Source organism: Bradyrhizobium jicamae (genome assembly GCF_018130215.1).
Lineage (GTDB): Bacteria > Pseudomonadota > Alphaproteobacteria > Rhizobiales > Xanthobacteraceae > Bradyrhizobium > Bradyrhizobium jicamae_A.
In genome coordinates this window covers 610,012-629,815 of the sequence record NZ_JAFCKQ010000002.1, presented here as the reverse complement: position 1 = coordinate 629,815, position 19,804 = coordinate 610,012, and the positions used below count along the sequence as shown (strand labels likewise).

The window sequence follows — 19,804 nt, the reverse complement described above, 5'->3', positions numbered from 1 at the left end:
GTCTTGAGATGAGGGGTTCGCAACCTTCACCCAAAGACAGGAGCATCCCCATGACCGACGAGGCAATGAGCCCGTTGCGCCGGCGCATGATCGAAGACATGACGATCCGCAAGTTCGCGCCGAAGACCCAACATGACTACGTGCAAAGGGTCAAGAACTTCGCGATGTTCCTTGGACGATCGCCGGATACGGCGAGCTTAGAAGACGTGCGCCGCTACCAACTCCATCTGGTGGCAAGCGGCGTTGGCGTGCCGACCATCAATCAGACCGTCTCGACGCTGCGGTTCTTCTTTAAGGTGACGCTGAAGCGCCGCGAGATCGTCGCGCACACCCATGTCATCCACGAACTGCGCAAGCTGCCAGTGGTCCTCAGCGTCGAGGAGGTGGCGCGGCTGCTCGATGCCACACCTGGGCTGAAGTACAAGGCGGCACTGAGCGTGGCCTATGGCGCCGGCCTGCGCGCCGCCGAGGTGATCTCGCTCAAGGTCGCCGACATCGACAGCAAGCGCATGATCATCCGCGTCGAGCAGGGCAAGGGCGGCAAGGACCGCAACGTCATGCTGTCCCCACACCTGCTCGAACTGCTGCGCACCTGGTGGAAGGCAGCGCGCCCGCAAGGCTGGCTGTTCCCCGGCCGCGATCCGGCGCAGCCGATGACCACGCGCCAGCTCAATCGTGCCTGCCACGCTGCCGCGCAGATGGCGGAGATCAACAAACGCGTCTCGCTGCACACCTTGCGTCATAGCTTCGCAACCCACCTGCTCGAACAAAACATCGATGTCCGCATTATCCAGGTGCTGCTCGGCCACGCCAAGCTCGACACCACGGCGCTCTATACCCGCGTCGCCACCAAGACGATCAGCGAGGTCATGAGCCCGCTGGAGCACATCGCGCTCAAGCTCAAGGAGGTCCGCCCGCCCGGCTGAGCCAAGGGCGTGTCACGCCCGGCTTTGGAGGTTGCGGACATCTTCCGCAGCCATGGTCCGGCATGGCGTCAAGCCCGTGCCGGCCATGTCAGCCTCGACCAGTTGAAGGTGATGTCGGCAATCGAGCGCTGCCGCACGGCGGCGCTCGGCGGCCATGTCGCGCGCTGTGAGGACTGCGCCTATACGGCCATCGCCTACAACTCCTGCCGCAACCGGCACTGTCCGAAGTGCCAAGCTGCCGCCGCGAAGGAATGGCTTGCCGACCGCGAGGCCGAGCTGTTGCCGGTGCCGTACTATCACGTGGTGTTCACGCTGCCTGCCGCCATCGCCGACATCGCCTACCAGAACAAGGCCGTCGTCTACGACCTCTTGTTCAAGGTCTCGGCCGAGACGATGCTGACGATCGCCGCCGATCCGAAGCATCTGGGTGGGCGGATCGGCATCACCTCCGTGCTGCACACCTGGGGCTCGGGCATGACCCATCACCCCCACGTGCACATGATCGTGCCGGGCGGTGGCATCTCACCCGACGGTCAGCGCTGGGTGTCGTGCCGGCCGGGATTCTTCCTGCCCGTGCGCGTGCTCTCCCGCCTGTTCCGGCGCCTGTTCCTTCAGAAGCTCGTCGCCACCCACCAGAACGGCCGCCTCAGCTTCTTTGGCGATCACGCCCATCTCGCCGAGCCGCAATCCTTCGCGACCTATCTCGCACCGCTGCGCAAGGCCGAATGGGTGGTCTATGCCAAGCGTCCGTTCGGTGGACCCGAGGCGGTGCTGGCCTATTTGTCGCGTTACACCCACCGTGTCGCCATCGCCAACAGCCGCTTGATCGCCTGCGACCAGCAGGGCGTCACCTTCAAGTGGAAGGACTACCGCATCGAGGGCCGCGATCGATACAAGCAGATGACGCTCGCCACCTTCGAGTTCATCCGCCGCTTCCTCATCCACGTGCTGCCCAGGGGCTTCCACCGCATCCGCCACTACGGCCTGTTTGCCAAGAGCGCCTGTGCCGACAACATCGCCCGCGCCCGCGAACTGCTCGCCGCCGCAAAACCTGAAGCCAATCCCACCGCGACCACCGTCGATGCCAACACGCCGGCTTGCCCATGCTGCGGCGGTCGCATGATCATCATCGAGGTGTTCGCGCGCGGTGCAGCGCCACGACACCAGCCGACAGCTCCAGCGAACCGCATCAGGATCGACACCTCATGACCACGTCACAATCCTGCAAATCCGCTCGCCGTGCTTGCTGCCGCTCGACCAGCCACGGCGAAGCTCGCCCAGATGTCCGCCGGCCGTCGCAAGTCGCCGGGGAGCCTATAGAGTTCGATACCACCCGCCGTTCATTCGTCAGCCGCTTCATCGTCAGACAACTCGCTGGATCGGCTCGACCTCGATCACACACCTCGTCCGCGGCACTCAAATCCCCATAGCACTTGCGGCACCGCCTTACGTTCCCTTGCGCGCGGTTTCCTCCCTTGGAGGCTTTCGGACGCCGGCCGCCGAACAAGCGGCGACGTCCCTCAAGCGGCCGGCATCCGAAACCCTTCACAAAAGCTGAAAAGTACGCAGTGAGCACAACGAGTCCGTTTTACCCGCGAAAGCGGACATCCGAATTATGAGCACTCGCCCTGGATTGCCGACAATTCGGGCTGGACCGGCTCGCTCCAAATCGCTCCGGTGCACCTTGGTCCGAGCGGCCTTCGGCAGCGGCTGCGGCTCGAGCGCACGCAAACGCTCTTGCTGGCAATCCTGTATCGGCTTGCTACAAACCGAGCGCTTGGGCGATTTCGTTTGCCCAAGCACCTCCGTCATCAAATGAAAACTCCCAAGTCATGACACCACCAAATTCAATCGATTGAGGTGTAGGGGGGAATTGGGCTTGCAGTGGTGCAATAACGTTTTGCGTCATGTCATCGAGAGCAATCATGGCGCCTTCATCGCTTTGGTCGATCGAAACCCCCATCAATAGCTTCGTTGACCCGATTTCCTCAGCAACCATAAGATACGAAGCTACCTTGGTAGCCGCGTCTTGGTCGTAGCGCGGATTGTTGTAGAATTGGTTGTTGTACCACGCAATCGAACTACCAACTTGCGAATGCAGGTTTAGGTACGCAGCCTTGTACAAGGAGTTTTCATCCCAATAAGGCGTTTGTGGAGCGTGGGTTATAATGCTCCCCGATGGTAAAGCTTGGTGAAGCCCACTCGTTAGCTCAGACAAAAATGCAATGCCGTCATAGCCGGCTTTGCCGGTAAAGGCATGGCTGTCCTCGAAATCAATGTCGACCCCATTCGCGCCGGTCGATTCCACCCAGGAGACTATTTGGTCCACTAGTCTTGGCACTTCGCCGCTGCATATTTTGTATTTCGCCGAGGTCCAGCCTTTCGATGCAGAATCAGATCTTACCTCGCCCCCGACTGAGATCAGGACATTCTTACCAGCCGACCGAAGTAACTGTATGTCGTTTTGCAGTTGGAGTGTGTCGGTGAAAGCGGGACCGTCTCCCATCAACCCAGTAACACCGGGATTTTCTGGAATGAGAAATCCAAGAATGACATCCGTGTAAGGTAAGTCAGCGATCCCTGCCAAGGGTATTGGGTTCGCGTCATGGAAGAAATAGATAACGTTACGTGGCGGAGGGTAAGGAGGCGGTGCATCGTTCATGGCTACCTCACTTCAGGTTTGTCCAGTCTCCAGCATCTGAATCATAGCGAGTCCGACAGCCTATGGCGTGTACTCATGCCGTTCTCCGTGGATCGTTCCCTTTCCGACCACGATAAGGAGTGTTCCGAGATCACCACCGGGACTTCTGGTCAGGGTGATATCTGACTTGTCGGCGAGGCAGCCGAGCGAACTCGTGCCCTCAAATTCGTGGATCACGGTCGAGGCTCCGCCGTTGGCGGTCACGGCGATCACCGCTTGGTCCTTGAGCGTGCTGAAGATAGCCAACGACCCGGTTCCCGAGATGGTTATCGGTTGCTTGAGGACGACCTTCATCTTCGCCGTGCCATCGCTCTGGCAAGTCTCGGTGAATGTGGCAACCGGAGTGTTCTTCTCAGGATCGACTAACTCGGCTCTGCCCTTAAACATGATGCTTTCTCCTTGGATTGGTGGAGCTACGCAGTAACTGACCGGATCAAACAATTGCCACTAGAGAGTTACCGCATTGATCGCGGTAAAGCCTGGCCGGCTTTTCGTGGTTGCATCTTAACGCATGCACACCTCTGCCGAGAGTGAGCCATTTCATATTGTAAGAGTGAAGTTATGTATGCTCGAACTGATCAGAACATGCCCTTGGCCTCCAACAGCGGCGCGTTAGTGGACATCGCTCGTGTTCCACGTCGGGCTTATCCGTGTTCACGTCGCGCTTCGGAGCTCGGTTCGATGTCCGGTCTTTCCCTGACAGCGGCGGTAGGACCGACATCGTGGATGGTCCGAGTTGTGTCAAAAGCTGCCGAAAGCGAATAATCTGCGCCAAGTCCGCTCTACACCCAATAACCGACACGCTAATGGCTGAAGAGACTTTCCGCTGCGGGCCGATATTGTTGAAAAAGTCCCATGTGGCGCGGATGTCTATTTTCTAAGGGCATCCGGTGCAGTCGTTGCCATCAGATGCGGGGGCTACGTCAATCCACGCAGGATCGCTGTGCGATCTTCCTAAGTCTACCGTGAAGGCTTTGCTTGTCGGGATTCGATCCGAGCTGATTTCAAAGAGATATTTGAACCAGTATTATTTTCGACTTTCTCAACATTATCGACCAAAAGCGGACCTTCGCTTCGGCCCGTCCGCTTAGGGCCACAAGGCTTGCGTGCTCGGCTGGCGATCGCGGGATACGACAACATTGATCTGGATCAAACATTGCCTGTTGTTCAAGCGCATTGGGATTATTGATTGTGCCGACGTCGGAGACACTGCATGCGCACCTTGGCGCCTATGATGATTTTGACGATGGGTATTGCCTTGGCAGGCGGCCAAGCTCGGGCCCAGCCACATGGTCCGGGCTTCTACGGATCTCCCCTCGCGTATGAGAGGGTACCCAACAGCTACTGCCTGCAGGGGCGCATATGGGGCTATCCGGGCAATTGCCAATTCTCCAGCTACGCCGAGTGCATGGTCACCGCGAGCGGTACCGATGCGTCTTGCGGGATCAATCCCACCTACGCTTTCTCGCTCCGTGCGCGCGGCGACAATCGCCCCCGATATTGAGCGGCCGCGAAACACTCTAGCCGCAGCGACGATGCGACTGTCGAACGATGAATGGAGCTTGCCGACGTGGCTGATTTCCAGCTCTTCTGGACGGCCTGTATGCCTGCTGCCTATGGCATGGCGCGACCGTGGTCGATCTACATACCCGTGGCTTTGGACGACCTTGATCTTTGAGCCGTTTGCGCTTCTGGCGCTAGTCATTCTAGGCCCCGCCCGAACGTCAGCATCCCACTGAGGCGGTCTCACCGAATTGGTAGGCACGCCCGCTATGGGTCATTCTCGACGGAGTTCAACAGGCTTCGCATGTTCGCTTCTTCTGCGGAAACGGACATTGGACGGCTGGCGTTTATGAGTACGCGCCCGAGTACGCCTGGAGCATGATCCGGAAAGTGTGTCGCGGTTTTCCCTCGCGACCAACGCGGAACGCGTTTGCGCGGAGATCATGCTCAAACAAAGAGCTGGAGCGCGATGAAGATTCAGCCTTATCTCATCGCGCTTGAGGCATCGCCCAGCAATGAGGACAGACATGCCGGCTGACCTGGTCCAGACCTATCGCGCCTTTGCCCACAACAATGCGTGGGCCAATCACCGTCTGCTCGCGGCGTGCGCTGGTCTCAGCGAGGTCGATTTTGCCGCCGAGCGAACCGGCTTCTTCCCAAGCCTGCAGCAGACCTTGAACCACATCTACGTCATCGACCTGTTCTACGTCGACGCGCTCGAAGGCGGATGGCTCGGGCCAAGGGCATGGGCCGACGAGGTGCCCTGCCCCTCCGTCGCGGAACTGAGGCCGGCCCAGCGGGCGGTCGACCGGCGCCTGATCGCGGTCTGCGATGCGCTGACGCCCGATCTGCTCGGCAGCATGGTGCGGATCAATCGCGACACGACGGTGCAGACCGAGCGACGCGACCGCCTCCTGATGCATCTGTTCCAGCACCAGGTCCACCATCGCGGTCAGGCGCACGCGATGCTCGCGGGGACGGCCGTCAAGCCGCCGCAGCTCGACGAGTTCTTTGCCGCCGGCGAAGCGCCGCTGCGGGCCGCCGAATTCGCCGAGCTCGGCTGGAGCGAGGCCACGATCTGGGGCGGGTGATGGCGCGAGGGCGTCCCGCGCCGGCGATCCGATCACTGAAACAGGAAGGTGCCGATCAAAAGCCCCGCCGCAAATGCCCAGAGACCCAAGGTGCAGGCCGAAATGACCCGAACGAGGTTGCGCAAGTCGATATCGCGAAACGACTCGGAGACACGATCCTGCACCTGCAAGCCTCCCCTGCGGTGGCCGCCCTGGCATCCCAGCCGTGTCAGGAGTTTCCTGCCTATAGGTGCCCAAATCAAGGCAGCGGACGACCACGAGACATCACGGAATCGTACAGAAATGAGCTTTATCCACCGGGATATACTGCTTTGACGGATCGTCCCGGCGGGATGGCGACCACCAGTTGCACAGGAGGAATGGCGATGTTGACCGGGAGTTGCCTGTGCGGGGCCGTCGCCTATGAAGTCGATGCCGAGCCGGGTGCGTTCGTCCATTGTCATTGCCGGACCTGCCGGAAGACGCACGGTTCGGCCTTCTCGACCGTGATGCCGGTGCCCCGCATGGCGTTTCGCTGGGTCCGCGGCGAAGAGCTGCTCGGCGCGTTCGAGTCCTCGCCGGGCAAGCAACGGCGCTTCTGCACGAGGTGCGGATCGCACATCACGGCAGAGCGGGACGCACAGCCAAACGTCCTGTTGCGAATGGGATGCCTCGATAGTCCGGTCACGGGACCGGCGCGGGCGCATATCTGGCGGTCCATTGCCGCGACCTGGTATGACCCGAAAGACAAGACGCCGGAGTTTCCGGAAGGCCTGTAACACCGACCTCGAAACCCTGACGAACCGGCTATCGGGCGCACGAAGGATTGAACGGCCACGTCGCAAAAATGTAGTGGCGATACCGCATGATCCCGTGCTCCATGGACAGGTCATGAAACGCTCCCGTTTGCTCCTCGCCATCGCTCTCTGGCCGCTCGCGTTCCTCTCGGCAGGCCCCTGCCTGGCGCAGTCGACGGCGCCGGTGGACCTGCGCATTCTCGCGATCAACGATTTCCATGGCTATCTGCGACCGCCGCCGGGCGGCATCCGCATCGCCGATCCCAATGATGCGACCAGGAAGATCACGGTGGGCGCCGGCGGTGCCGAGCGGATGGCAACTGCGGTCAAGCAATTGCGCGAAGGCCACAAGAACAACATCTTCGTCGCCGCAGGCGATCTGATCGGCGCCAGCCCTTTTTTGTCGGCGATGTTCCATGACGAACCGACCATCGAGTCGCTCTCGATGATGGGACTTGCGATCTCCTCGGTCGGCAATCACGAATTCGACGAGGGCAAGGACGAACTGCTGCGGATGCAGAATGGCGGTTGCCACCCGGTCGACAAGTGCCAGGGGCCGCATCCCTTCACGGGTGCCAAATTCAGGTACCTCGCCGCCAGCACCATCGACAAGACCACCGGCAAGACGGTGTTTCCGTCCTATGAAATCAAGCAGTTCGACGGCATCCCGGTCGCGTTCATCGGGCTGACGCTGAAGAACACCCCGAACCTGGTTTCGCCGGTCGGCGTCGCAAGCCTCGAGTTCCGCGACGAGGCCGAGACGGTCAACGCGCTGATCCCCGAGTTGAAGGCGAAGGGTGTCGAGGCGATCGTGGTGCTGATCCACGAAGGCGGATTTCCGACCGGCGACTACAATGAATGCCCGGGCATTTCCGGGCCGATCGTCGATATCGTCAAGAAGCTCGACAAGGCCGTGGATGTCGTGATCTCCGGCCACACCCATCAGGCCTATGTCTGCCGGATCGACGGACGGCTCGTCACCTCGGGCGACAAATACGGCACGCTGGTCACGGCCATCGATCTCGAGCTCGATCCGAACACCCATGACGTGATCACCGCGAAGGCCGACAACACCATCGTTCGCATCGGCACGTTCAAGCGCGATCCCGAGCAGAGTGCGCTGCTGGAAGCCTATGACCGGCTGGCCGCGCCGATCGCCAACCGCGCGGCGGGCACGGTTACGGAAACGCTGTCGCGCACGCCCAATGAATCAGGCGAAAGCCCGCTCGGCGACATCGTGGCCGACGCACAGCTTGCCGCGACCAATTCGGAGGCCACTGGCGGCGCGGTGATCGCCTTCACCAATCCAGGCGGCGTGCGCACCGATCTCGTCAAGCGCGACGACGGCGCGGTGTCCTATGCCGACATCTTCGCGAGCCAGCCGTTCCGCAACCAGCTGGTGACCATGACGCTGACCGGCCGGCAGCTCAAGGATGCGCTCGAGCAGCAATGGGCCGACCCGAAGCGGCCACGCCCGCTGCAGGTCTCGAAGGGCTTTGCCTATGTTTGGGACGCGAGCAGGCCGGACGGCGCGCACATCGTCGCCGAGCGGATGTCGCTCGGCGGCCGGCCGATCGACCCCCAAGCGAGCTATCGCGTGACCGTGAACAACTACCTCGCCGAAGGCGGCGACGGCTTCGCGGTGTTCAAGGCCGGCACCGCTCAGCAATTCGGCATCTACGACGTCGACGCGCTGTATGCCTATTTCAAGGCCAACAGCCCGGTCGGCCCGACGGCAGGCAGGCGCATCGAGCGGATCAATTGAGCCTGCGAGCTTTCGAGGTGTCATACCCCGCGCATGCGGGGTATCCGGTACGCCGCGGCCGGGCGGCTCAATCACCGGCGTCCCTGAGTACCGGATGCCCCGCTTTCGCGGGGCATGACGGTCAAGGGCCTGCGATGCTGCAAGCCGAACGCGGGCCTTTCCGCAAGCCCGGTATCGGCCTAGATTGGACGACCTATGCGCATTGGTTGCGCCGGGAATTTGCATGACACTGCTTCTGACGCATTCCGCCTGCCTCAACCACTTGACCCCACCAGGACATCCCGAACGTCCTGACCGGCTGCGCGCCGTCGACCAGGTGCTCGGCGAGGACCGCTTCAAGGCCCTGGTGCGGGAGTCTGCGCCGGAGGGTGATCTCGAGTCCGTGCTGCTGTGCCATGGCGAGCATTATGTCAGCGAGCTCCGCCACGTCGCGCCGTCGTCGGGCATGATCTACATCGACGGCGACACCGCGATGTCCCCGGGCACCTGGGAAGCGGTGATGCGCGGCGTCGGCGGCGCGATCGCCGCAACCGATCAGGTCATGGCGGGCACCCACCACAACGCCTTCGTCGCGGTGCGCCCGCCCGGCCATCACGCCGAGAAATCGACGCCGATGGGTTTCTGCTTCTTCGACAATGCCGCAATCGCCGCCCGGCACGCGCAGCGCAAATACGGCATTGCGCGCGCTGCCGTGGTCGATTTCGACGTCCATCACGGCAACGGCACCCAGGACATCTTCTGGGCCGATCCGACCGTGATGTACTGCTCGACGCACCAGATGCCGCTGTTTCCCGGCACCGGCGCGATGGGCGAGCGCGGCGAGCATGACACCGTCGTCAACGCGCCGTTGGCGCCCGAGGACGGCAGCGCCAAATTCCGCTCGGCCTTCGAGAACCTGATCCTACCGCGGCTCGAAAAGTTCTCGCCCGAGCTCGTCATCATCTCGGCCGGCTTCGACGCCCACCACCGCGATCCGCTGGCCTCGATCAACCTGAGGGGCGAGGATTTCGGCTGGGTGACGCGCAAGCTGATCGACGTCGCCGACCGATGCGCCGGCGGCCGCGTGGTCTCGGTGCTGGAGGGCGGCTACGACCTCGAGGGCCTGAAAGAGTCGGTGGCTTCGCACGTCACCGCATTGATGGGGGCCTGAATCCCCGCCACAATACGTCCGCAAAACTTCGATTGATTCTGCGATCTGGCGAGCATGATTCCGAAACGTGGGAACCGGTTTTCCATCGCGACAAACGCGTAGCGTTTGCGCGGAGATCATGCTCAAACAAGCCTGCGCAGCCGGGAACATGCAATGGTCGAAAACACCCAAGCCGACGTCAAGAAGCTGTCCTTCGAACGCGCGATCGAGGAACTCGAATCGATCGTGAAGCGGCTCGAGGATGGCAAGGTCCCGCTTGAGGAATCGGTTGCGATCTATGAGCGCGGCGAGGCGTTGAAGCGGCGCTGCGAGGAACTGCTGCGGCAGGCCGAAGCCCGCGTCGACAAGATCACCACCGACGCCACGGGCCAGGCGACCGGTACCGAACCGCTCGACGTGCAATAGTCGGGAGCGATCGGGGCGGCGGCCGGATTTCCCGCCGGCCGGCTATTGTTGCTGCGCGTTTCCAGGAAGGCGCCAGCCCGGAAGGTTGCGGTCGCACCCGCAGGTGTTTGTCGGCCCGTAACTTTACGGGCCGAATTGACGCATGCTGCCCAGCCGGCTGCCGCTAAATTGGGCGAGATGGAACCCGCCCCTTACCGCAACCATTGAAATATCTGGATTTTTTGACCTGGAGCATGGGAACCCGGCGCGGCGAGCGGGTTGGCTTTGGCTGTCGCTTTGGTGTAATGCTTGCATCTCTATGGGCATTTGAGGGTGGCAGGCAGCCAGATTGTTCGGGCGGCAAGCCTCTCGAATGGTTCGACAAACTGAACCGGGACGGGTGAAAAGCGACCAACGTGAGGGGTTTCACGGCGGTCCAATCCGGAGTGCATCTAGGCTTACAACAGGCACCGGCCTGCCGGGACGGCACCCAGTGTCTGGCTTCTTTGCGCGGAGAGCGCGCAGCAACCCTTCTCGCGTCGGGCCGTTGGTTCCGACTTGGCAAAATTGGAAATTCGCCGTGACCACATTTAGTAAGACGCCGCTTCTCGACACCATCCGCACGCCGGAAGACCTGCGCAAGCTCAAGGTCGAGCAGGTGCGCCAGGTTGCCGACGAACTGCGCCAGGAAACCATCGATGCCGTGTCGGTGACCGGCGGGCATTTCGGCGCCGGGCTCGGCGTGGTCGAACTGACCACCGCCATCCACTACATCTTCGACACCCCGCGCGACCGCCTGATCTGGGACGTCGGCCACCAGGCCTATCCGCACAAGATCCTGACCGGACGCCGCGACCGCATTCGCACGCTGCGCACCGGCGGCGGCCTCTCCGGCTTCACCAAGCGCACCGAGAGCGATTACGATCCGTTCGGTGCCGCCCACTCCTCGACCTCGATCTCCGCCGGCCTCGGCATGGCGGTGGCACGCGACCTCGCCGGCGGCAAGAACAACGTCATTGCGGTGATCGGCGACGGCGCGATGTCGGCCGGAATGGCCTATGAGGCCATGAACAATGCCGGCGCCATGAATTCGCGCCTGATCGTGATCCTCAACGACAACGACATGTCGATCGCGCCGCCGGTCGGCGCCATGAGCGCCTATCTGTCGCGGCTCTACTCAGGCAAAACCTACCGCACGCTGCGCGAGGCGGCCAAGCAGATCAACAAGCGCCTGCCCAAGGTGCTCGCCAACCGCGCCAACCGTGTCGAGGAATATTCCCGCGGCTTCATGATGGACGGCGGCACGCTGTTCGAGGAACTCGGCTTCTATTACGTCGGGCCGATCGACGGCCATAACCTCGATCACCTTCTGCCGGTCCTGAAGAACGTCCGCGACATGGACACCGGGCCGATCCTGGTCCACGTCGTGACCCAGAAAGGCAAGGGCTACGGCCCGGCGGAAGCCTCCGCCGACAAGTACCATGCGGTCGTCAAGTTCGACGTCGCCACCGGCACCCAGGCCAAGGCAAAGCCGAATGCGCCGGCCTACCAGAACGTGTTCGGCCAGAGCCTCGTCAAGGAAGCCCAGAAAGACGAGAAGATCGTCGCCATCACCGCGGCGATGCCGTCGGGCACCGGCGTCGACATCTTCAACAAGGCATTCCCGCAGCGCACCTTCGACGTCGGCATCGCCGAGCAGCACGCGGTGACTTTCGCCGCCGGCCTCGCCACCGAAGGCTACAAGCCGTTCTGCGCGATCTACTCGACCTTCCTGCAGCGCGGCTATGACCAGGTGGTGCATGACGTCGCGATCCAGAGCCTGCCGGTTCGCTTTGCGATCGACCGCGCCGGCCTGGTCGGCGCCGACGGCGCGACCCATGCCGGCTCGTTCGACAATGCCTATCTGGGCTGCCTGCCGAACTTCGTGATCATGGCCGCCGCCGACGAGGCGGACATGGTTCACATGGTGGCGACCCAGGTCGCGATCAACGACCGCCCGAGCGCGCTGCGCTATCCGCGCGGCGAAGGCCGCGGCATCGATATGCCGGAAGTCGGGATCCCCCTGGAAATCGGCAAGGGCCGCGTCATCCGCGAGGGCAAGAAGGTTGCCCTGCTCTCCTTCGGCACCCGCCTCGCCGAGTGCGAGAAGGCGGCCGACGAGCTCGCCGCGCACGGCCTCTCGGCCACCATCGCCGATGCGCGCTTCATGAAGCCGCTCGACGAGGACCTGGTGCTGAAGCTCGCACGCGAGCACGAGATCCTGATCACGATCGAGGAAGGCTCGGTCGGCGGCTTCGGCTCGCATGTGGTGCAGTTCCTGACCGACAACGGCATGCTCGACAGCGGAATGCTGAAGTTCCGCTCGATGGTCCTGCCCGACGTGTTCCTCGATCACGACACGCCGGCGGCGATGTATGGCCGCGCCGGGCTCGACGCCAAGAGCATCGTTGCCAAGGTGTTCGAGACCCTCGGCAAGGACTACAAGACCGAGACCGTCAAGCTCGCCTAACTGCCCGGGCGGCGCGCAACTGCGCCGGCAAAGTCCATGATCATCTATCTGGCAGGTCCGGACGTGTTCCTGCCGGATGCCGTGGAGATCGGCCGCCGCAAGGCGGAGATCTGCGCGGCGCATGGGCTGACCGGGCGCTATCCGCTCGACAATGCGATCGATCCCGCCGATGCCGGCGTCTCGCGCACGATCTTCAGGGGCAACGAGGCGATGATGGAGTCCGCCGACGCCATCATCGCCAATTTGACGCCGTTTCGCGGCCCCAGTGCCGACGCAGGCACCGTCTATGAGCTCGGCTTCATGGCGGGACGCGGCAAGCTGTGCCTCGCCTATTGCAACGACCCCGCGTCCTACGCCGATCGCGTGGCGCGGCTCCATCCGGTGGCGGCGGCACCTGGCGGCCGCCTGGTCGACGCCGAGGGGCTGACGGTGGAAGAGTTTGGCTTGCCCGACAATCTGATGCTGATCCACGCGCTCGAGCTGCACGGCGCGCCGCTGGTGACGCCGCGCGCCGCGCCCGAGGACGTCTGGCACGATCTCGCCTGCTTCGAGATCTGCGTCCGCCTGGCTGCCGAACGCGCGCGCAATCCTCTGGGGTTCAATTGAGCGGCGCCGACAACAGCGAGGGGCAGGCCGGCAAGCGCATCGACGTGCTGCTGGTCGAACGCGGCCTGTTCGAGAGCCGGGCTCGGGCGCGCGCGGCGATCGACGCCGGCCTCGTGATTGCCGACGGCAGGCAGGTCGCCAGGGCCTCCGAGATCGTCGCGCCGGATGCCGCGCTGTCGGCGGAGCCCGCGCATCCCTACGTCTCGCGCGGCGGCGTCAAGCTCGCCGGCGCGCTGGAGCACTATCCGATCGAGATCGAGGACCATGTCTGCCTCGACGTCGGCGCCTCGACCGGCGGCTTCACCGAGGTGCTGCTCGCCAATGGCGCGAGCATGGTGTTCTCGATCGATGTCGGCCGCGGCCAGCTGCATCCCTCGCTGCAGGGGCACCCGAAGATCGTCTCGATGGAGGAGACCGACATCAGGAGCTTCGAGGGCAAGCGCCTGCCGGCGCGGCCCGACGTCGTCGTGATCGACGTCAGCTTCATCTCGCTGAAGCTGGTGCTGCCGGTGGCGCTGTCGCTCGCGGCCGCTCCGATGCATCTGCTCGCGCTGATCAAGCCGCAATTCGAGGCCCAGCGGAAGCACTCCAAGCGCGGCATCATCCGCAACGCGATGGTGCATCAGGAAATCTGCGACGACATCGCGGCGTTTGCCGCCTCGCTCGGCTGCACCGGCATCCAGGTGTTCCCGTCCTCGATATCAGGCGGCGACGGCAATATCGAGTTCTTCCTCGGCGCGCGCCGTGGCTGAGTTGCTCACCATCGACCATGTCGGCCACCGCGGCGACGGCGTCGCGCTCGAAGGCGGTCGCGCGGCCTATGTGCCGTACACGCTGCCCGCCGAGAGGATCGAGGTCGATCGGGCGACCGGCGATCCGGAACGGCCGCATCTTCTGCGCATCACCGAGCCGAGCCCGGAGCGGATCGCGCCGTTCTGCGAATATTTCGGACGATGCGGCGGCTGCGCGATCCAGCACTGGCGGATGGATGCCTATCGCGCCTGGAAGCGGCGGATCGTGGTCGACACGCTGGCGCAGGCCGGCATCGAGAGCGCGGTCGCCGACATCGTCGACGCCCATGGCGCCGGCCGCCGCCGCGTCACCGTCCACGCCCGCCGCGGCGCCGACGGCGAATTGCGCACCGGCTTTGCCGGCGCCGGCAGCCACGCCATCGTCGCGATCGCGGATTGCCCGATCCTCGATCCGGCCTTGCGCGGCGCGCTCGACGCCGCACGCGCGATCGCCGAGGTGTTGAAGCCGGCCGACAAGCCGCTCGACATCCAGATCACCGCCACCGCCAACGGCCTCGATATCGACGTGCGCGGTTCCGGCCCCGTCGCGACGGCGACGATCGGCGTGCTGTCGCAGGTCGCTGAAAAGCAACGGCTGGCGCGGCTGACCCGCCATGGCGAGCTGGTGCTGATGCGCAACACGCCCGTCGTGACGATGGGCAGCGCCCAGGTCGCGCTGCCGCCCGGCTCGTTCCTGCAGGCGACGGCGGCCGGCGAAGAGGCGCTGGCCACGCTGGTGCAGGAGCACACCAGGCGCGCAAGGCACATCGCCGACCTGTTCTGCGGCGTCGGCCCGTTCGCGCTGCGCCTTGCCGCGCGTGCGCGCGTCGCCGCATTCGACAGCGACGCGGCTGCGGCGGCCTCGCTGCAGAAGGCGGTGACGGCGACGAAAGGGCTGAAGCCGGTCAAGGCCGAGGCGCGCGACCTGTTCCGCCGCCCGCTGGTGCCGCAGGAGTTGCGCGACTTCGACGCCGTGGTGTTCGACCCGCCACGCCAGGGCGCGCAGGCGGTCGCGACGCAGCTCGCCGCCAGCAAGGTGCCTGTGGTCGTCGCGGTCTCCTGCAACGTCGCGACCTTCGCGCGCGATGCAAGGATCCTGATCGACGGCGGCTACAAGATCGAGGGCGTCACCCCGGTCGACCAGTTCCGCCACACCCCACATGTCGAGCTGGTGGCACGGTTCGCGCGCTGACGCGACAGGACGGCTATCGCAGCGTGGTTGCCTCGCTATAGTCGCGCCATGTCCGAAGATCCGCTGCTTGCGCGCATCATTCCCGTGCTCGCCGACATCCCCGGCGTCGCCGCCATCGTGCTCGGCGGCTCGCGGGCGCGCGGAACGGCGCACGCCGCCTCCGATTACGACATCGGCCTCTATTACGCGGAGGCGGCCGCTCTCGACACCGATCGGTTGCGCAAGGCGGTCACTGGCCTCGTTGACGAACCCGGCGCCGTCCACGTGACACCTGTCGGCGAGTGGGGACCGTGGATCGTCGGCGGTGCGTGGCTCGGGATCGACAGCCGCAAGGTCGACCTGCTCTACCGGAGCATCGACAAGGTCGCTGCGACGATCGAGGCGTGCCGCAAGGGCGAGATCACCATGCACTATCAGCCGGGCCATCCGCACGGGTTCTGCTCGGCAATCTGGGTGGGCGAGGTCGCGCTCTGTCAGCCGCTGCATGATCCCGACGGAGCCATCGCGGCGTTGAAGGCCACAACCGTGCCCTATCCACGCGCGCTGCGCGAGGCCATCATCCGGCGCTTCCAGTGGGAAATCCTGTTCGGCATCGAGAATGCGGAGCTCGCGCTGCAGCGTGGCGATGCCACGCATATCGCAGGCTGCGCCTATCGCGCACTGGCCTGCGTGGGCCAGGTGCTGTTTGCGCTTAACGGGCAGTATCTCATCAACGAGAAGGGCGCGCTCGCTGCGGCCGCGGTGTTGCCGGCGACGGTTCACGATCTGACCGGGCGCGTTGCGGATATCTGGCGACTGATCGGATCCGATCGGCACGCGGGCGCCTTGCAATTGCTCCGCACGCTCGAACTGGACCTTCGCGGAATTTCTTGGGCGGGTAGCTGAGCGTAACCCACCCTACGTGCGCTCACCGCCCCCAGCGGTCCTGCCAGATCTTCTCGCCGATCGTGCAGCTGACGCGCGGTTCCTTGTCGGCGACGCGTATCACGGGGTGCTCCGGCGTGCGGCCGGCGACCTCGAGCAGGAGCTTGGTGCGGATCGCTTCCTTGAACTTCTCGCGGTCCTTGATCGCCACCACGAAGGAGCCGGGACCGCCAATCACGCAGTCCTCGTAGTACCAGTCGAGATTTTCGATATCCATCGTCGAGTAGGACGGCTCCTTGACCATGATCGGCAGGCCGTTGATGACGATGCCCTTCTCCAGCGCCGCATCGCGCGCCGGCGTGATCGGTGTTCCGTTGTTGTTTGGGCCGTCGCCGGAAATATCGATCACCCGCCGCAGGCCGCGATGCGGGTTCTCGTCGAACAGGGGAATGGCATAGTAAATCGCGCCCGAGATCGAGGTGCGCGAGGCGCGGCGCACGGGCGTCTTCATGATCTCGGCGGAGACGGCATCAGCGGATTCCGGTCCGTCGATCACCCGCCAGGGAATGATCATCTTCTGGTCGGAGGATGCCGCCCATTCGAAATAGGTCACCGAGATCTTGCCGTTCGGCCCGGCCTTCAGCGCCTGCAGGAACTCCTTGGAGACGATCGCCTGGGCATAGCCCTCGCGCTGCACCGCGAGTTCGTCCATGTCCATCGAATAGGAGACGTCGACTGCGATGATCAATTCGACATCGACGCTCGGGGTGGACTCCTTTTCGGCCATCTCTCCACCGGACTGCTGCCCCGAAGCCGGCGCGGCCAAAGCCGCCACATCGCCGCCGGCCAGCATGCCCGCGACAAGCACCGCTCCGATCGAGACATACCAGCGCATCGCGGCCCTCCCGTCGTGTGAATGTCATGGTGACACGCAAATTGGGCGGCGAAAAGTGCGAACAGCATCTGCTCTTCACATTCAGTTTAAGCGCGGCTCGCCCCGTTCCGGGCGACACTCGCGTTGCGCGCTGCGCCGCCACCGCAACGAGCCCGTGCAAATCAGCCGGTTCCAACGATGGCCGGAACGCGGTAATCTTCAGACACAACCGTGAAGGAGCAGCGGGACGATGCCCGATACCGTCGTCAAGCCGAAAACGCGGGTCAAGACCAAGGTCGAGCGACCGCGCCTGCACAAGGTGATCCTGATCAACGACGACTATACGCCGCGCGAGTTCGTCGTCACCGTGCTCAAGGGCGAATTCCGCATGACCGACGACCAGGCCTACAAGGTGATGCTGACCGCGCATCAGCGTGGCGTCTGCGTGGTCGCCGTCTTCACCCGGGACATCGCCGAGACGAAGGCGACGCGCGCGACCGATGCCGGCCGCGCCAAGGGCTATCCGCTGCTGTTCACCACCGAGCCGGAAGAATAGCGCTTACCGTTCCGCCGGATGCGCGCGCCGCTCTGCCGCGATGTCGGCGACCACGGCGCCCATCACCAGCGCGCCGCCGATCAGCGCGCGCAGCGACGGCACCTCGGCAAACGCCAGCCACACCCAGAACGGCATCAACGGCGTCTCGAGCGTGGCGATCAGGGACGCCTGGCCTGACGGCAACAGCCGCGAGCCCAGCGTGAACAGTGTGAGGCCCAGTCCAACCTGGCAAAACCCGAACATCGCGAGCACGCCGATGTCGGCTGTCGTCACCGAACCGATGCCATCCGCGAAGGGAAGGCTGACCAGGCTGCCGAGGAAATTCGACAACGAAGCGGCCGCGACCATCGAACTAGCCCTGTGCCTGCGGATCGCGACCGTCATCACCGACAGCGCCAGCATCATCACGCAGGCGAGACCGATGCCCCGATAATCGGTGTCGGCGACGGCACCGCTGACGGTGACGACAACGCCGGCGAATGCGACGACGCTCGCCGCCAGCGTTCTCGGCAACGCCTTCTCGCGCAGCCAGATCCAGGCGATCGCAGCCGCGGCGAATGGCTGCACCGCGACGATGATAGCGACATTGGCGACGCTGGTGAGCTGCAACGCCGGAATGAACGTCACCATCCCGATCGTGGACAACACCGCCACCAGCCAGCCGCTCGGGCGCATCGCGATGAGATCGCGCAAGCCGCGACCGCCCTGGGTCGCGGTCAGGAACAGCGCGATCGCACCGCCGCCGAACAGGCCGCGCCAGAACAGGATGGTCCAGGAGTCGAAGTGAAGCAGGCGGGTAAAGAACGGCGCCGTGCTCCATGCCACCGCCGCCGCGACGATCAGCGCAATACCAGTGCGGCGCTGGGCGGCGATGTCTGGCACTTGCACTGCCTCTGGTCAGTTCGCCGCGGCTGATATCTCGTCATGCAAGCCATAGACCCGCGCTGCCCTGGAGAAGCCGGCGACCGGAAATTCGCCGAGATCGCTCCAGCCACCATCGCAGATGCCGGCGAAGCGTTCCGACGCGACGACGGTGCGGCCGAGCCGGCTCGCGATCTTCTCCAGCCGGGCGGCGAGATTGACCGCAGGACCGATGCAGGTGAAGTCCAGCCGGTCGCCGCCGCCGATATTGCCGTAGAGCACGCGCCCGAGATGCAGCGCGACGCCGAAGCGGAAGCGCTCGACATCATCGCCATTGGGAAATTGCAGCGCCTTGACGCCGGCGCGGGATTCGCGCGCCGCCTCCAGCACGCGGGAGCACACCTCTGCCTCGTCGCCGACATAGTCGTCGACCGGAAACACCGCAAGCAGGCCGTCCCCCATGAACTTCAGCACCTCGCCGCCATTGGCGCGGATCGCGGACACCTGGCAGTCGAAGTAAAGGTTGAGGATCTCGACCACCGTCTCGGCCGGCAAGCGATCCGACAATGCGGTGAAGCCACGCAGGTCGGACAGCCAGATCGCCGCATCCATCGTATCGGCATGGCCGCGCCTGATCTGGCCGCCGAGAATCTTCTCGCCGGCGCGGTTGCCGACATAGGTGTCGAGCAGGAGCGATGCGGTGCGGCGCAGGGTGACGATCTCGATATAGCGCGCCAATGGAACGGCGATCGACCGGATCGCGCTCAATTGCTCCTCGGTGAAGCCGCCCGGCTGCCTGGTGGTCCAGGTCGACGCATTGACGAAGCCGTCGGTATTGATCAGTGGCACGGCGACATAGTCGGTGGCGCCTTCCGCGCGCAAATCCTCGACGATCGGAAAGCGCGCGCTCGCCGGATCATCGAACCGCGCCCTCACCTCGACGCCCTGCCGGAACACGGGCGCGAGCGGGCTGACGGCAAACTCCGGCGAATCCAGGATCTTGTGATCGACGGTGCCGGTCTCGACCCTGCCACCATGCGTCCAGAAGAAACTGCGGCCGTAGATCTCGGGATGCAGCGTTCGGACGAAGACGCCGACACGCCATATCGGAAGGCCGGCACGGACCAGACGTTCGCTGCACTCCGCCATCATCTGCGGGGGCGTCGGCGCCGAGCGCGCGCCGTCGATCATCCAGGCGATGATGTCCTGTAGCTCCGACGCGTTCATGGCAGTCCCCTGGCGAGCGTCCGATCTG

General features: G+C 64.0%; 21 protein-coding genes. 15 read left to right on the top strand and 6 right to left on the bottom strand.

Annotated features, from left to right (window positions below; all coding sequences use genetic code 11):
* Positions 1-50 precede the first annotated feature (50 nt).
* Both JQ586_RS05915 and JQ586_RS05910 read left to right on the top strand, forming a co-directional pair.
* Positions 51-926, top strand: coding sequence for a tyrosine-type recombinase/integrase (locus JQ586_RS05915; protein WP_212393546.1), 876 nt, complete (start codon positions 51-53; stop codon positions 924-926).
* A gap of 9 nt (positions 927-935) precedes the next feature.
* Positions 936-2,135: an IS91 family transposase gene (locus tag JQ586_RS05910; protein ID WP_212393545.1), complete on the top strand. Its 1,200-nt coding sequence runs from the start codon at positions 936-938 to the stop codon at positions 2,133-2,135.
* A 553-nt stretch (positions 2,136-2,688) separates the two neighbouring features.
* On the opposite strand, the gene JQ586_RS05905 is transcribed toward JQ586_RS05910, so the two are convergent.
* Both JQ586_RS05905 and JQ586_RS05900 read right to left on the bottom strand, forming a co-directional pair.
* Positions 2,689-3,588, bottom strand: a complete 900-nt coding sequence (locus tag JQ586_RS05905; protein WP_212393544.1) for a glycoside hydrolase family 18 protein — start codon at positions 3,586-3,588, stop codon at positions 2,689-2,691.
* Between the two features lie 60 nt (positions 3,589-3,648).
* Positions 3,649-4,014: a hypothetical protein gene (locus JQ586_RS05900; RefSeq protein WP_212393543.1), complete on the bottom strand. Its 366-nt coding sequence runs from the start codon at positions 4,012-4,014 to the stop codon at positions 3,649-3,651.
* An 859-nt stretch (positions 4,015-4,873) separates the two neighbouring features.
* On the opposite strand from JQ586_RS05900, the gene JQ586_RS05895 reads away from it, so the two are divergent.
* From JQ586_RS05895 to JQ586_RS05890, 3 genes are all read left to right on the top strand, one after another.
* Positions 4,874-5,131, top strand: coding sequence for a DUF3551 domain-containing protein (locus JQ586_RS05895; protein WP_212393601.1), 258 nt, complete (start codon positions 4,874-4,876; stop codon positions 5,129-5,131).
* Positions 5,132-5,182: 51 nt separating this feature from the next.
* Positions 5,183-5,305 carry a hypothetical protein gene (locus JQ586_RS41060; protein WP_283815414.1) on the top strand — a complete coding sequence of 41 codons (123 nt, stop codon included), beginning with the start codon at positions 5,183-5,185 and terminating at the stop codon, positions 5,303-5,305.
* Positions 5,306-5,657: 352 nt separating this feature from the next.
* Positions 5,658-6,221, top strand: coding sequence for a DinB family protein (locus tag JQ586_RS05890; protein WP_212393542.1), 564 nt, complete (start codon positions 5,658-5,660; stop codon positions 6,219-6,221).
* A 32-nt stretch (positions 6,222-6,253) separates the two neighbouring features.
* On the opposite strand, the gene JQ586_RS05885 is transcribed toward JQ586_RS05890, so the two are convergent.
* Entirely contained in the window at positions 6,254-6,391 is a 138-nt protein-coding gene (locus JQ586_RS05885) for a hypothetical protein (protein WP_212393541.1), read from the bottom strand.
* 195 nt (positions 6,392-6,586) lie between these two features.
* Between JQ586_RS05885 and JQ586_RS05880 the strand changes: the two genes are divergently transcribed.
* The 9 genes from JQ586_RS05880 to JQ586_RS05840 all read left to right on the top strand — a co-directional run bounded on the left by JQ586_RS05880 (position 6,587) and on the right by JQ586_RS05840 (position 16,279).
* On the top strand, positions 6,587-6,979 hold the full coding sequence (locus JQ586_RS05880; RefSeq protein ID WP_212393540.1) for a GFA family protein: 393 nt from the start codon (positions 6,587-6,589) through the stop codon (positions 6,977-6,979).
* 112 nt (positions 6,980-7,091) lie between these two features.
* On the top strand, positions 7,092-8,762 hold the full coding sequence (locus tag JQ586_RS05875) for a bifunctional UDP-sugar hydrolase/5'-nucleotidase (protein ID WP_212393539.1): 1,671 nt from the start codon (positions 7,092-7,094) through the stop codon (positions 8,760-8,762).
* Between the two features lie 223 nt (positions 8,763-8,985).
* The gene (locus tag JQ586_RS05870) at positions 8,986-9,912 is read left to right on the top strand and encodes a histone deacetylase family protein (RefSeq protein ID WP_212393538.1); all 927 of its coding nucleotides are present in this window, start codon (positions 8,986-8,988) and stop codon (positions 9,910-9,912) included.
* Between the two features lie 153 nt (positions 9,913-10,065).
* On the top strand, positions 10,066-10,317 hold the full coding sequence (locus JQ586_RS05865; protein WP_212393537.1) for an exodeoxyribonuclease VII small subunit: 252 nt from the start codon (positions 10,066-10,068) through the stop codon (positions 10,315-10,317).
* A 559-nt stretch (positions 10,318-10,876) separates the two neighbouring features.
* Complete coding sequence (gene dxs / locus JQ586_RS05860) at positions 10,877-12,805, top strand: 1-deoxy-D-xylulose-5-phosphate synthase (protein ID WP_212393536.1); 1,929 nt, start codon at positions 10,877-10,879, stop codon at positions 12,803-12,805.
* Between the two features lie 36 nt (positions 12,806-12,841).
* Positions 12,842-13,411 carry a nucleoside 2-deoxyribosyltransferase gene (locus JQ586_RS05855; protein WP_212393535.1) on the top strand — a complete coding sequence of 190 codons (570 nt, stop codon included), beginning with the start codon at positions 12,842-12,844 and terminating at the stop codon, positions 13,409-13,411.
* Positions 13,408-14,163, top strand: coding sequence for a TlyA family RNA methyltransferase (locus JQ586_RS05850; protein WP_212393534.1), 756 nt, complete (start codon positions 13,408-13,410; stop codon positions 14,161-14,163). The genes JQ586_RS05855 and JQ586_RS05850 overlap by 4 nt, the downstream gene beginning before the upstream one ends.
* Positions 14,156-15,394, top strand: a complete 1,239-nt coding sequence (locus JQ586_RS05845; protein ID WP_212393533.1) for a methyltransferase — start codon at positions 14,156-14,158, stop codon at positions 15,392-15,394. Before JQ586_RS05850 ends, JQ586_RS05845 begins: the two co-directional genes overlap by 8 nt.
* 48 nt (positions 15,395-15,442) lie before the next feature.
* Entirely contained in the window at positions 15,443-16,279 is an 837-nt protein-coding gene (locus JQ586_RS05840; RefSeq protein WP_212393532.1) for a nucleotidyltransferase domain-containing protein, read from the top strand.
* Between the two features lie 22 nt (positions 16,280-16,301).
* Here JQ586_RS05840 and JQ586_RS05835 read toward each other — a convergent pair whose 3' ends face one another.
* Positions 16,302-17,153: a DUF1194 domain-containing protein gene (locus JQ586_RS05835; RefSeq protein ID WP_212393531.1), complete on the bottom strand. Its 852-nt coding sequence runs from the start codon at positions 17,151-17,153 to the stop codon at positions 16,302-16,304.
* A 229-nt stretch (positions 17,154-17,382) separates the two neighbouring features.
* Between JQ586_RS05835 and clpS the strand changes: the two genes are divergently transcribed.
* On the top strand, positions 17,383-17,688 hold the full coding sequence (clpS, locus tag JQ586_RS05830; protein ID WP_212393530.1) for an ATP-dependent Clp protease adapter ClpS: 306 nt from the start codon (positions 17,383-17,385) through the stop codon (positions 17,686-17,688).
* Positions 17,689-17,691: 3 nt separating this feature from the next.
* Here clpS and JQ586_RS05825 read toward each other — a convergent pair whose 3' ends face one another.
* The gene (locus JQ586_RS05825) at positions 17,692-18,570 is read right to left on the bottom strand and encodes a DMT family transporter (RefSeq protein ID WP_312016932.1); all 879 of its coding nucleotides are present in this window, start codon (positions 18,568-18,570) and stop codon (positions 17,692-17,694) included.
* Between the two features lie 15 nt (positions 18,571-18,585).
* Positions 18,586-19,776, bottom strand: coding sequence for an adenylate/guanylate cyclase domain-containing protein (locus JQ586_RS05820; protein WP_212393528.1), 1,191 nt, complete (start codon positions 19,774-19,776; stop codon positions 18,586-18,588).
* Positions 19,777-19,804: the final 28 nt, after the last annotated feature.